Raw genomic sequence first — 13244 nt, 5'->3', positions numbered from 1 at the left:
ATGCCCCGACCCCTGGAGCTCGGTGCGCCGGGCACGGGGTTCGACGAGACGCTCGTCGGGGGAGGACGGCTGCGACGCACCGTCCTCCCCGGCGGGATCCGGGTGCTGACCGAGGCGATGCCCGGTCAGCGCTCGGTGTCCGTCTCGGCGACGGTGGCCGTCGGCTCGCGCGACGAGCACGACGGCCACCACGGCTCGACCCACTTCCTCGAGCACCTGCTGTTCAAGGGCACGACGCGGCGCGACGCGCTCGACATCGCCGAGGCCTTCGACGAGGTCGGTGGTGAGGCGAACGCCGCCACCGGCAAGGAGAGCACCTCCTACTTCGCCCGCGTGCTCGACGCCGACCGCGCGATGGCCGTGGACGTGCTGCTCGACATGGTCACGTCCGCGACGCTGGACCCCCGCGAGTTCGAGCTCGAGCGCGGCGTGATCCTCGAGGAGATCGCGATGGCGGAGGACGACCCCGCCGACGTGGTGCACGAGACGTTCACGGGTGCGGTCTTCGCCGGCCACGCGCTCGGCCGTCCGATCGGCGGCACCCCCGCGACGATCCGCGCGGTGCCGCGCGACGCCGTCGCCGAGCACTACCGCCGCACGTACACGCCCGCCGAGCTCGTCGTCACGGCGGCCGGGGAGTGGACCACGACGAGCTGTGCGAGAAGGTGCTCGCGGGTGCGGCCGCGGGTGGCTGGCGACTCGACGGCGACGCCCGCCCGGTCGCCCGCCGCAGCGCGGAGACGCTCGCGGACGCCCCCGGCTCCGCCACCACCGTGCGCCGCACGACCGAGCAGGCGAACGTGCTGCTCGGCGGTCGCGGCCCGGCCGCGGGCGATCCGCGCCGCTTCACGATGTCCGTGCTGAACGCCGTCCTCGGCGGCGGCATGTCCTCGCGCCTGTTCCAGGAGATCCGCGAGAAGCGTGGCCTGGCGTACTCCACCTACTCCTTCTCCGCCGGCTACACCGAGGCGGGGATCTTCGGTCTCTACGCGGGCTGCACCCCGGCCCGGGTGGCCGAGGTGGTCGGCCTCATGGACGAGCAGTGGCGACTCCTGGCGGAGGAGCCGCTCTCGGACGGCGAGCTGCGCCGCGCCGTCGGGCAGCTCTCGGGTCAGCTCGTGCTCGGGCTCGAGGACACGTCCTCGCGCATGGCGCGCCTGACGCGGTCCGAGATCGCCACGGGTGAGCTGTGGACCCTCGAGGAGACGCTGGCCGCCGTCCGTGCGGTCACGGCCGACGAGGTCGCCGCTCTCGCCGCCGACCTGCGATCCCGACCCCGCTCGCTCGTGGTGGTGGGTCCGTTCGAGCACGACCTCGCCGGCGAGCTGCTCGCCGGCCTCGCCTGAGGAGACGCCATGAGCACGCCCACCAGCAGCCCGACCACCGGTGCCGCTCCAGAGCCCCGTCGCGTCGTCGTCACCGGCGGCGGCACGGGCCTGGGCGCGGCGATCGCCGAACGGTTCGCGCGCGACGGCGACGACGTCCTCGTGGTCGGGCGGCGCCGCGAGAAGCTCGAGGAGACGGCCCGGCGGATCGACGCCGAGGTCGGGCGTGCCGCCGTCGCCGTCCACGCGTGCGACCTCACCGATCCCGCGGCGGTCGAGGAGCTCGCGCGCGACGTGGCCGCGGGCGGGGCGGTCGACGTGCTGGTGGCCAACGCGGGCGGCGGGAGCACGCGCGCCGGCGCGGACCTCGCCGAGACGGCGGAGCTGACCACCGACCTCTTCCGGCTCAACGTGCTGACCACCGTGCTCACGATCGAGGCGCTGCGGCCCCACCTGCGCCGGCCGGGAGCCCGCGTGATCACCCTGAGCTCGATCGCGGGTGTCCGGGGTGGCGGCACGTACGGCGCGATGAAGGGGGCGATCTCCTCGCTCACGCTCGGGCTCGCCGCGGAGCTGGGGCCGGACGGCGTCACGGTGAACGCGCTCGCTCCGGGCTTTGTGCCGGACACCGAGTTCTGGGACGGGCGGCTCAGCGACGAGGCCGTCGACCAGCGCGTCCGCCCGACGCTGCTCGGACGTGCGGGGCTGCCCTCGGAGGTGGCCGACGCGGCCGCCTATCTCGCCGGCCCGGGTGCCGCCTGGACGACGGGTCAGATACTGCAGGTCAACGGCGGCGCGTGCCTCGGGCGCGGCTGAGCACCCGCGCGTACCGGCCGGCGCGGGGCGCCTCCGGGGCGGCACCTAGACTCGCTCCGTGAGCATCTCAGTGGCCGTGCTCGGCGCGGCGGGTCGTATGGGCAGCACGACGGCGGCGGCGGTGCGGGCCGCCGACGACCTGGAGCTCGTGGCCGAGCTGGGGCGCGACGGCGACGTCGCGAGCCTCGCGGGGCGCGCCGACGTCGCGATCGACTTCACCGTCCCGGACGCGACCGAGGGGTGGTGCACGCCCTCCTCGACGCCGGCGTCCACGCCGTGGTCGGCACCACGGGCTGGGACGCCGACGCGCTGGCCCGCGTGCGCGCGCACGCCTCGACGCGCCCCGACGTCGGCGTGCTCATCGCCCCCAACTTCGCGCTCTCTGCGGTGCTGGCCATGCGCTTCGCCTCGGTCGCGGCGCGCTACTTCGCCTCGGCCGAGGTGGTCGAGATGCACCACCCGCGCAAGCTGGACGCGCCGTCGGGCACGGCCGTGCACACCGCGCGCGGCATCGCCGAGGCGCGGGCGGGGGCCGGCCTCGCGCCCATGGCCGACGCCACGGCGAGCGCGCTGCCGGGGGCGCGCGGTGCCGACGTCGACGGCGTGCCCGTCCACGCGCTGCGGCTGGAGGGTCTCGTGGCGCACGAGCAGATCTTCCTGTCCAACCCCGGCGAGCTCCTCACGCTGCGGACGGACTCCTTCGACCGCATCAGCTTCATGCCCGGGGTGCTGCTGGCCGTGCGCGAGATCGCGAGCCGCCCCGGCGTGCACGTCGGCCTCGAGACGTACCTCGACCTGTGAGGCCGCTGCTCGCGCGACGCACCGGCTGGGCCGCGCTCGCCCTCGTCGCGCTCCTGGGCCTCTACGTCGTGGCGGTGGGGGAGCGTGGCGTCCTGCTGCTGAGGACGGGGGAGCCCGTGGCCGTGGCGCTCGGTGCGGCCGTCCTCGTCATCCCGCTGCTGACGGTGTGGTTCCTGGTGCGCGAGATCGCCCAGGCCCGCGCCGTCGACCGCCTCACCCGGGTGCTGGCGGGCGAGGGCACCCTCGAGGTGGACGACCTCCCGCGCAGCCCCGCCGGACGCATCGACCGGGCGGTCGCGGACGAGCGGTTCGAGCCCGCCCGCGAGGCGGTGCAGGCGGATCCGGACAGCTGGCGGGCCTGGTACCGGCTCGGGTGGGCCTACGACGCCGCGGGGGACCGCCGTCGGGCGCGCGAGGCGCTGCGGCGCGCCGTCCGGCTCGAGCGGGCGGCGCGCCGGTAGCGGTCAGCCGGCCGTGTCGCCGCGGTCGACCGGCACGAAGCGCTGCTTCGAGCCGAGCGTCATGCGGTCGATGAGCGCCAGAGCGAGCGCGGAGACGACGAACGCCAGGTGGATGAGCGTCTGCCACATCATCTCGTCGGTGTCGACGTCGCGGGACGCCGACTCGATGAACGTGCGCAGCAGGTGGATCGAGGAGATCCCGATGATGCTCATCGCGAGCTTCGTCTTCAGCACGTTCGCGTTGACGTGGCTGAGCCACTCCGGCTGGTCGGGGTGGCCGTCGAGCCGCATGCGCGAGACGAAGGTCTCGTAGCCGCCGATGATCACCATGATCAGCAGGTTGCTGATCATCACGACGTCCACGAGACCGAGCACCATCAGCATCGTGATGGCCTCGCTCGTGAAGCCCTCGTACTGCTCGGGCACGTGCGAGTGGTCGAACGCGTACTGGATGAGGTGCCACAGCTCGAGGGCGAACTGCCAGACGTAGACCACCTGGGCGACGATCAGCCCGAGGTAGAGGGGTGCCTGCAGCCAGCGCGAGGCGAAGACCAGGCTCGAGAAGCCGGAGACGGCCGCGGTCTGCTCGGCCTCCTGCGTCACGGTCGTGGTGGTCGTGGTGGTGGGCGGGCGGTCGGGTGCGGTCACGATGTCCTTCTGGTTCGGGGGTCGGGTCGCCTCGGTGGCGGGGAGAGAGGGCGAGCCCGCGTCAGGCGCGGGGGTGGATCAGGCCGGTGAGGAGGATCTCCTCGCGGTCGCCACTGGGCACCTCCAGCACGCGGCGGACGCCGGCCTCGGCGAGCCCGGCCGAGCTGAGGAACGCGGTGCGGGCGTCGTCCTCGCGCAGGGTCCAGGCAGCGACGTGGTGGGCGCCGGCGTCGCGGGCCAGGTCGACGGCGGCCGCCAGCAGGCGCGAGGCGTGACCCTGCCGGCGGTCGCCGGGGGCGACCTCGAGCGCGACCACCTCGGCAGTCCAACCGCCGTCGTCGTCGGCGGATCCAGTGGTCCCACCCTCGCCCGCGCGCGAGGCGGACGACGGCGCGCACGCGGCGAGGCCGACCACGCGCGGCCCGGCGGTGGCGACGAGCACCCGCCCGCGCCGGTCGGGCGGCGAGGTGACGGCGTCGCGCCACGTCCGGGCGACGTCGGCGATCTCGAGGCCGTCGACGACGGCGTCCCCCAGGCGCTCCCGCCACGCGGTCAGCTGCAGGTCGGCGATCACCTCGGCGTCCTGCGGGAGCGCGGGTCGCACGGAGACGTCGGCGGTGGGCGTGGAGGGCGGTGCGGTCACGGGCGTCATTCTGACGCACCCGGGTCGGGCCCGTGCGGGCCGGGTAACCTGGGACGTTCGCGCACCCGCGCGGGGACGTCGATCGTGGAGGTGCGCCGGTGGCTGCAACCCGCGTCCCGGGGACCCCGCGCACCCCGGGTGGCACGGGGACCCAGCACCGCTCCCGCCGCACCGGACTCGCGGTGCTCGTGCTGGCCGTGGCGGCCGGGACGACCAGCGCCGCCGTCGGCGAGCGCTCCCTGCGCGCGGACCGCGTCGAGCAGGCGCGGGCGACCGCCTCCGTCACGGCGCGTGGCATCGAGGCCGAGGTGACCGCCGCCCGCAGCGACCTCGAGACGGAGATCGCCGCGGCGTCGGCCGTGCTGGCCGGGACGGACGCCGAGACGGGGTCGGACGACACGGCCGAGCCGCTCGGGGCCGCACCCCCGGCCCCCGGCGCACCGGCCGAGCCGTCCGACCCGGCCCCGACCGACACGCCGTCGGCCGCCGGTGTCGCTCCCGAGCCGTCCGACGCCAACGCCGACGTCGACCCCGCCACCGTCGAGGAGCTGCGCCGCACCCTCGAGGACGCGCGCACCCGCCTGGACGGGCCGGTGACCGTGACGACGCAGCCCGAGGTCGTCGAGCGCGTCGAGGTCGACGTCCCGGTCGGGGCGAGCCCCTCGGTCGACGACGTCAGCGCCGCCGCGTCCTCGCTCGTGGCCGCGGCTGACGCGGTGCGGCAGGAGCGCGCGTCGGCGGCGCGCGACCACCTCCTGGCCGCCCTGACCACCGCCGAGGAGCGGCTCGCGACCTGGGAGCCGCTCGCCGCGGACCCCGCCGGTCTCGACGACCTGCGCGCCGCCGTCGCCGCGGGTATCGAGGTGCGCGACGGCGGGCAGGACCTCGACGTCGCGGGCCTGAGGGAGCGCCGCACGGCCCTGGAGACCGTGACCGCCGCGCACCCCGAGATCGTCGTCAGCCCGGACGCCCCCACCACGGTGGGCGGCATCCCCGTGATCAGCAAGGCGCTCCCGCTCCCGCTCGGCTACGACCCGGGCATGTCTCCCGAGGTCGAGGCCGCGTTCGCGGAGATGGCGACGGCGGCCCAGGTCGAGGCGGGCCTGACGCTGTTCGTGGCCTCGGGCTACCGCTCGTACGACGACCAGCGGGTGACCTACGAGCGCTGGTCGTCCTCGCACGGCGCCACCTACGCGGACCGGTTCTCCTCGCGCGCGGGCTTCTCGGAGCACCAGAGCGGGCTCGCGCTGGACGTGAACGACCCCTCGCGCGCGTTCGACGGCACGCCAGAGGCGCTCTGGGTCGCGGCCAACGCCCACCGGTTCGGCTTCGTGGTGCGCTACCCGGAGGGCAAGGAGGCGGTGACGGGATACGTGTGGGAGCCGTGGCACCTGCGCCACCTGGGCGTCGAGCTGGCCACCGAGCTGACGGAGGCCGGGCTGACGCTCGAGGAGCACCTCGGGCTGCGCGCGGACTACGAGGCCTCCGGGAACGGCGGCTGAGCGGCCGTGGCACCCCCGTCGTCATCACGCCCGACGCACCGCCCGCCGCCTCGTCCCAGCGGCCGGTCGCGCGCGGCCCGCGGGTCGCAGAACGGTAGGTTCGTCCCATGAGCACGCGCAACGCCCGCGCCCTGGCGGAGTTCGGTTCCGTCTCGGTCGCGATGGTCACCCCCATGCACCCCGACGGCAGCATCGACGTCGACGCCGCGTGCGCGCTGGCCACCCGCCTGGTCGACGACGGCGCAGACGGCCTCGTCCTCAACGGCACCACGGGGGAGTCCCCGACCACCCACCAGCCGGAGAAGGACGCGCTCGTGCGCGCCGTCGTCGACACCGTGGGCGACCGGGCGCGCATCGTGGCCGGCGCAGGGTCGAACGACACCGAGCACGCGATCCGCATCGCCCAGGGCGCGCAGCGCACGGGGGCGCACGGCCTGCTCGTGGTCTCCCCGTACTACAACCGCCCCTCGCAGGAGGGCGTCTACCGCCACATCCACCGCATCGTCGAGGCGGTCGACCTGCCCGTCATGCTCTACGACATCCCCGGGCGCACGGGCGTCGCGATCGGGGACGAGATCCTCGACCGCCTCGCGCAGCACGACCGGGTGCTGGCCGTGAAGGACGCCACGGGCGACGTGCCCGCCGGTTTCGAGCGGATGCGGCGCACCGGCCTCGCCTTCTACTCGGGTGACGACAACCTCAGCCTCGCGTGGCTCACGCACGGCGCCGTCGGCGTCGTGAGCGTGGTCGGTCACGTGGTGGCCGGTGCCTACGCCGAGATGGTCGAGCGCATCGGTGCCGGCGACCTCGCCCGCGCGCAGGACCTCGCGGTCGAGCTGGCACCCGTGTGCGAGGCGATCATGGGAGCCGGTCAGGGCGCGGTGTACGCCAAGGCCGCGCTCGAGCTGCTCGGCGCCCTCCCGCACCGCACGGTGCGATCCCCGCTCGTCGAGGCAGACGCCTCCGAGCTCTCAGACCTTGCCGAGCGGCTGCGTGCCCTCGGCATCCTCGCGGCCTAGCCGCGACACCCGGCCCACGGGCCGGCCGATGGAAGGAAAGTCATGTCCCACCCCCACCCCGAGCTGCCGCTCCCGGGTCCGCTCGCGACGGGCGCGCTGCGCGTCGTCGCCCTCGGCGGCCTCGGTGAGGTCGGCCGCAACATGGCCGTGCTCGAGTACGACGGCCGCCTGCTCATCATCGACTGCGGCGTCCTGTTCCCCGAGGACCACCAGCCCGGCGTCGACCTGATCCTGCCCGACTTCTCCTCGATCGCCGACCGGCTCGACGACGTCGAGGCCGTCGTGCTCACGCACGGGCACGAGGACCACATCGGCGCCGTGCCGTACCTGCTGCGCCTGCGCCGCGACATCCCCCTCATCGGGTCGCAGCTCACGCTGGCCTTCATCAGCGCCAAGCTCAAGGAGCACCGCATCACGCCCGTGCTGCGGCAGGTGAAGGAGGAGCAGGAGCTGAAGGTCGGCCCCTTCGACCTCGAGTTCATCGCGGTCAACCACTCCATCCCCGACGCGCTGGCCGTCGCCGTCACCACCGGTGCCGGCACCGTGCTGCACACCGGCGACTTCAAGATGGACCAGCTGCCGCTGGACGGTCGCATCACCGACCTGCGCGCGTTCGCGCGCCTGGGCGAGAAAGGTGTGGACCTGTTCATGCCCGACTCCACGAACGCGGAGGTCCCGGGCTTCACGACGGCGGAGGCCGAGATCGGCCCCGTCCTGGACCAGGTCTTCGCCGCCGCCACCGGTCGTCTCGTGGTGGCGAGCTTCGCCTCGCACGTGCACCGCGTGCAGCAGGTGATCGACGCCGCGTGGGCCAACGAGCGCAAGGTCGCCCTCGTGGGCCGCTCGATGGTGCGCAACATGACGATCGCGGCCGAGCTCGGCTACCTCACGGTGCCCGACGGCGTGCTGGTGGACGTCAAGAAGATGGACCAGCTGCCGCCCGACCGCGTCGTGCTCATGTGCACCGGCTCGCAGGGCGAGCCGATGGCCGCGCTCTCGCGCATCGCCAACCGCGACCACCGCGTCGAGGTGGGCCCGGGCGACACCGTGGTGCTCGCCTCCTCGCTCATCCCGGGCAACGAGAACGCCGTCTTCCGCGTGATCAACGGGCTGACGCGCCTCGGCGCCAAGGTCGTGCACTCGGGCAACGCCAAGGTGCACGTCTCCGGCCACGCGAGCGCGGGCGAGCTGCTCTACTGCTACAACATCCTGCGGCCGAAGAACGTCATGCCGGTGCACGGCGAGATCCGTCACCTCGTGGCGAACGGTGCGCTCGCGGTCAAGACCGGCGTCGACCCGCAGCGCGTGATCCTCGCGGAGGACGGCGTCGTCGTCGACCTCGTGGACGGTCGGGCGCGCATCGTCGGCGCCGTGCCGTGCGGCTACGTCTACGTCGACGGCTCGAGCGTCGGTGAGATCGGCGAGACCGAGCTCAAGGACCGGCGCATCCTCGCGGAGGAGGGGTTCATCTCGGTGTTCGCCGTCGTGGACTCCACGACGGGTCAGGTCGTGGCCGGACCGCAGGTCCAGGCGCGGGGGCTCGCGGAGACCGACGCCACGCTGAAGGACGTCGTGCCGCAGGTGTCGCAGGCGCTCGCCGAGGCGGCGCGCGGCGGCAGCGTCGACACGCACCAGCTGCAGCAGGTCGTACGCCGCGTGGTGGGTCGCTGGGCGTCGGGCCGCCTGCGCCGCCGCCCGATGATCATCCCGGTGGTCGTCGAGGCGTGAGCGACGCGACGGCGCGCTGACACGTTGGCGCGGGAACGACGACGGGGACCCACCGCGGTGGGGTCCCCGTCGTCGTTCCTGCGGTGTCACCGGCGACACCGTGTCGGTCCCGGGACGCCCCGCGCCCCCGTGGTTGAGTGGGCCGGTGGCGTGCGTCCGACGCCGCCGCACCGCAGACGAGGGAGATCTTTCATGGCGAACAAGCCACCGTCCCCGGGGCGCACCGCCTCGGCGGCCCGTGCCGCGGCCGGCGCGTCGGGCGGCGGACGGTCGGCCGCACCTGCCCGGACAGCCCGGACGGCGACCGCCTCCCGCGCCGCCCCGGCGCCGACCAAGCCCCGCCCTTCCTCGGGCGCGAAGAGTCCCGGCCGCAGCACGAGCGCGGCCTCGAAGGGCCGATCGACCACCGCCGCACCCACGCGGAAGGCGCCCGCGGTGCAGGAGCCGCAGCGCCCCCGCTGCCGGTGCGCATGGTCCGCGGTCTCTGGCTCGGCACGGCGCACGTCGTCGGCGGCGCGGCACGCTCGGTGGGCACGGGCGCGCGCGGGATCGACCCGGCGCTGCGCCGCGACGGCCTCGCGCTGCTCCTCGTGGCGCTGGCGATCGCCGTGGGCGCGCGCGAGTGGTTCTCGCTGACCGGATCCGGCTCCGACGTCATCCACGTGGTGGCGGCCGGCGCGGTCGGACGCGTCGCCGTCGTGATCCCCGTGCTGCTGGTCGGTCTCGCCGTGCGCCTGATGCGCCGGCCCGACGCCGAGCAGGCCAACGGACGGATCTCGATCGCCCTGGGCATCCTCATCCTCTCCGCGTGCGGCCTGTTCGCGGTGGGTAACGGCCTGCCCGACCCCGAGCAGGGCTGGGCGGGCCTGCGGGAGGCGGGCGGCATCGTGGGCTGGCTCGCCGCCAACCCGATGTCGGCGCTGCTGAGCACCGTGGTGGCCGTCCCCGTCCTCGTCATCCTGGCGTTCTTCGGCGTCCTCGTGCTGACGGCGACGCCGGTGCGCGCCATCCCCGAGCGGCTCGCCGGGCTGGGGGCGCGGGTGACGGGGCGCGAGCGCGCTCACGACGACCACGCCGACCACGACGAGCACGCGGACGAGGACCCCGACCACGACGAGGGTGCCGACGACGACCTGCCCGCCCGGGCGCTCGGTCGCGCTCGCGGGCGCAAGGGTCGTGCGGCGGCGAGCGGGTCCACGACCGAGGTGGGGGACCGCGTCGCGGACGAGGCGTTCGTGCGCCCCGACCTGCACGAGGAGACGCCCGAGCCCGAGCCCGTCGGCGACGAGCGGGTCCAGCGCGCCGAGCGACCCGCGCGACCCGCGCGCGCCCGCCGGCCCGCGCCGGACGCCGTCGTGCCCGACGCCGACACGGATGCTCAGCTCGCGGAGCCCATCACCGAGCCGATCGAGCTGCAGGCGCCGCCCACCCAGGTGCTGCCGCCCCGCGCCGAGCAGCTGATGCTCGACCCCTCGATGACGTACACGCTGCCCGGGGCCGAGGTCCTGGTCGAGGGCGCGCCGCACAAGAAGCGCAGCGCGGCCAACGACCGGGTGGTCGAGGCGCTCACGGACGTGCTGACGCAGTTCGCCGTCGACGCCGAGGTCACCGGGTTCACGCGCGGCCCGACCGTCACGCGCTACGAGGTCGAGCTCGGTGCCGGCACCAAGGTCGAGCGGGTCACGGCGCTGAGCAAGAACATCTCCTACGCCGTCGCGAGCGCGGACGTCCGCATCCTCTCGCCGATCCCGGGCAAGTCCGCGATCGGCATCGAGATCCCGAACGCCGACCGCGAGACGGTCGTGCTCGGGGACGTGCTGCGCTCGTCGGTGGCGCACCGCGACGAGCACCCGATGGTGATGGGCGTGGGCAAGGACGTCGAGGGCGGCTACGTCATCGCCAACCTCGCCAAGATGCCGCACCTGCTAGTGGCCGGGGCCACGGGCGCCGGCAAGTCGAGCTTCGTGAACTCGATGATCGTCTCGATCATGATGCGCGCCACCCCCGAGGAGGTCCGCATGATCCTCGTGGACCCCAAGCGCGTCGAGCTCACGATGTACGAGGGCATCCCGCACCTCATCACCCCGATCATCACGAACCCCAAGAAGGCCGCCGAGGCGCTCGACTGGGTCGTGCGCGAGATGGACGCGCGCTACGACGACCTCGCCAACTTCGGGTTCAAGCACATCGACGACTTCAACAAGGCCGTCCGGGCCGGACGGGTGCAGCCGCTGCCCGGCAGCGAGCGCGTGCTCACCCCCTACCCCTACCTGCTGGTGGTGGTGGACGAGCTCGCCGACCTCATGATGGTCGCGCCGCGCGACGTCGAGGCCTCCATCCAGCGCATCACGCAGCTCGCGCGCGCGGCGGGCATCCACCTCGTCCTGGCGACGCAGCGGCCGTCGGTCGACGTCGTCACCGGGCTCATCAAGGCGAACGTGCCGAGCCGCCTGGCGTTCGCGACGTCGTCGCTCGCCGACTCGCGCGTCGTGCTGGACCAGCCGGGTGCCGAGAAGCTCATCGGCCAGGGCGACGCGCTGTTCCTCCCCATGGGTGCGGCCAAGCCGATGCGCGTCCAGGGCGCCTGGGTCACCGAGTCCGAGGTCCACGCCGTCGTCGAGCACGTCAAGGGCCAGCTGAAGCCGACCTACCGCGAGGACGTCGCTGTCGTGGCGGCCAAGAAGCAGGTGGACGAGGACATCGGCGACGACCTCGAGCTGCTGCTCCAGGCCGCCGAGCTCGTGGTGACCACGCAGTTCGGATCCACCTCGATGCTGCAGCGCAAGCTGCGCGTCGGGTTCGCCAAGGCCGGTCGCCTCATGGATCTCCTGGAGTCGCGCGAGATCGTCGGCCCGTCCGAGGGGTCCAAGGCGCGCGACGTGCTGGTGACGCCCGAGGACCTGCCCGGCACGCTGGCCGTGCTGCGGGGCGACGAGGGCGCCGCGGCACCGTCCGGTGGCCCGAGCGCGGCCACCGCGACGTCGTCGCACGACGCGCCAGGTGCGGCGGCGGGCGCCGGCGTCGACCTCGTCGCGGACGACCTCGCCTCGCGCCCGCAGGTCTGGGCGGAGGACGACGACGAGGAGTCCGAGGACGCGTGGAGCCTCACCGGCCGATGAGGGAGCCTCGCTGCTCGACCCCTAGTGTGGGGGCGTGAACGGACGCAGGAGCACCGCGGAGTGGCGCGCGGGGATGTGGAACCTCCCCAACGCGCTCACGCTCGGGCGCATCGCCGCCGTCCCGGTGTTCGTGCTCCTGCTGCTGGCCGACACGACGGCGGCCCGCTGGTGGGCGCTGGTCGTGTTCGTGCTGGCCTCGATCACCGACCAGCTCGACGGGCACCTCGCGCGCTCCCGCAACCTTGTCACGGCCTTCGGGACGCTGGCCGACCCGATCGCGGACAAGGCGCTGACGCTGGGCGCGTTCGTCACCCTGTCGGCGCTCGGCGAGATCCCCTGGTGGGTGACACTCCTCATCGCGGTTCGCGAGCTCGGCATCACGGTCCTGCGCGCGGTCCTCGCGCGCCGCTCGATCATCCCCGCCTCGCTCGGAGGGAAGGTCAAGACCGCGCTCCAGATGACCGCGATCATCGTGCTCCTCGTGCCCTGGGGCACGTTCGTCGACGCGACCCCGATGCGCGTGGTCGGGCTCGTGATCCTCTACGTCGCCCTCGCCGTGACGGTGGTGACGGGTCTGGACTACGTGCGTCGCGGCCTGGTCATCGCTCGCTCGCGCGTCGCCGTGCCGTGACCTCCTCCGCCGTCGCGGTGGACCTCGTGGCCGCGATGCGTGCTGGCGGTCTGTGCCTCGCGGTGGCCGAGTCGCTCACCGGGGGATCGCTCTGCTCGGCGGTCGTGGCGGTGCCCGGGGCCTCGACGGTGCTCCGCGGCGGGGTCACCGCCTACGACACCCGGGTGAAGACGACCGTCCTGGGCGTCGAGCCCGCGCTCGTGGCCGAGCACGGGGTGGTGTCGGTACCCGTGGCGGTCGCGATGGCGCGGGGCGCGGCCACCCTCCTGGGTGCGGACGTCGGGGTCGCGACGACAGGTGTGGCGGGTCCTGGGCCGAGCGACGGCGTCCCGGCCGGGACCGTCGCGCTCGCGGTCGTCGCCCGTCGGCGCGTGCGGGTGCGCCGCGTGCTGCTGGCGGGGTCGCGCGCCCTCGTGCGGGACGCGGCCGTCGACCTCGCTCTCGCGCTCGCACTGACGGCGGTTGCGGACGGCTGCGTCGGGGCGAGCCGCACCGGCACGATCGGCGGGAACATCGCGGGCGCGTGACGCGTTGCATCCAGTGATGGACAG

Annotated in this window: 10 protein-coding genes and 2 pseudogenes; 10 read left to right on the top strand and 2 right to left on the bottom strand. The window is 74.3% G+C overall.

Translation table 11 applies throughout. The features are described 5' to 3' along the window. From QQK22_RS08525 to QQK22_RS08510, 4 genes and pseudogenes are all read left to right on the top strand, one after another. Positions 1-1346 (top strand): annotated as a pseudogene (locus tag QQK22_RS08525) (M16 family metallopeptidase). A gap of 9 nt (positions 1347-1355) precedes the next feature. Beyond that, the gene (locus QQK22_RS08520) at positions 1356-2141 is read left to right on the top strand and encodes an SDR family NAD(P)-dependent oxidoreductase (RefSeq protein ID WP_284250539.1); all 786 of its coding nucleotides are present in this window, start codon (positions 1356-1358) and stop codon (positions 2139-2141) included. Positions 2142-2238: 97 nt separating this feature from the next. Continuing rightward, positions 2239-2942 (top strand): annotated as a pseudogene (dapB, locus tag QQK22_RS08515) (4-hydroxy-tetrahydrodipicolinate reductase). Next, on the top strand, positions 2939-3403 hold the full coding sequence (locus QQK22_RS08510) for a tetratricopeptide repeat protein (protein WP_284250538.1): 465 nt from the start codon (positions 2939-2941) through the stop codon (positions 3401-3403). The pseudogene dapB and the gene QQK22_RS08510 overlap by 4 nt, the downstream one beginning before the upstream one ends. Before the next feature lie 3 nt (positions 3404-3406). Here the strand turns inward: QQK22_RS08510 and QQK22_RS08505 are convergent, their stop codons facing one another. Next, positions 3407-4051: a TIGR00645 family protein gene (locus tag QQK22_RS08505; RefSeq protein ID WP_284250537.1), complete on the bottom strand. Its 645-nt coding sequence runs from the start codon at positions 4049-4051 to the stop codon at positions 3407-3409. A 61-nt stretch (positions 4052-4112) separates the two neighbouring features. Beyond that, the gene (locus tag QQK22_RS08500; RefSeq protein WP_284250536.1) at positions 4113-4694 is read right to left on the bottom strand and encodes a GNAT family N-acetyltransferase; all 582 of its coding nucleotides are present in this window, start codon (positions 4692-4694) and stop codon (positions 4113-4115) included. A gap of 98 nt (positions 4695-4792) precedes the next feature. On the opposite strand from QQK22_RS08500, the gene QQK22_RS08495 reads away from it, so the two are divergent. The 6 genes from QQK22_RS08495 to QQK22_RS08470 all read left to right on the top strand — a co-directional run bounded on the left by QQK22_RS08495 (position 4793) and on the right by QQK22_RS08470 (position 13220). Further along, positions 4793-6196 (top strand): M15 family metallopeptidase, encoded by a 1404-nt coding sequence (locus QQK22_RS08495; protein ID WP_284250535.1) that lies wholly within the window; start codon positions 4793-4795, stop codon positions 6194-6196. Positions 6197-6303: 107 nt separating this feature from the next. Next, positions 6304-7215 carry a 4-hydroxy-tetrahydrodipicolinate synthase gene (gene dapA, locus QQK22_RS08490; RefSeq protein ID WP_284250534.1) on the top strand — a complete coding sequence of 304 codons (912 nt, stop codon included), beginning with the start codon at positions 6304-6306 and terminating at the stop codon, positions 7213-7215. 42 nt (positions 7216-7257) lie between these two features. Next, the gene (locus QQK22_RS08485) at positions 7258-8943 is read left to right on the top strand and encodes a ribonuclease J (protein ID WP_284250533.1); all 1686 of its coding nucleotides are present in this window, start codon (positions 7258-7260) and stop codon (positions 8941-8943) included. Between the two features lie 470 nt (positions 8944-9413). Then, positions 9414-12062, top strand: coding sequence for an FtsK/SpoIIIE family DNA translocase (locus QQK22_RS08480; protein ID WP_284250532.1), 2649 nt, complete (start codon positions 9414-9416; stop codon positions 12060-12062). A gap of 34 nt (positions 12063-12096) precedes the next feature. Continuing rightward, positions 12097-12693 carry a CDP-diacylglycerol--glycerol-3-phosphate 3-phosphatidyltransferase gene (gene pgsA / locus QQK22_RS08475; protein WP_284250531.1) on the top strand — a complete coding sequence of 199 codons (597 nt, stop codon included), beginning with the start codon at positions 12097-12099 and terminating at the stop codon, positions 12691-12693. Then, on the top strand, positions 12690-13220 hold the full coding sequence (locus tag QQK22_RS08470; RefSeq protein WP_284250530.1) for a CinA family protein: 531 nt from the start codon (positions 12690-12692) through the stop codon (positions 13218-13220). The genes pgsA and QQK22_RS08470 overlap by 4 nt, the downstream gene beginning before the upstream one ends. Positions 13221-13244 lie beyond the last annotated feature (24 nt).

It is taken from the genome of Litorihabitans aurantiacus (genome assembly GCF_030161595.1).
Taxonomy (GTDB): Bacteria; Actinomycetota; Actinomycetes; order Actinomycetales; family Beutenbergiaceae; genus Litorihabitans; species Litorihabitans aurantiacus.
Note: the sequence above shows the minus strand (reverse complement) of the source record. Positions and strands in the feature narration are given on the sequence as shown.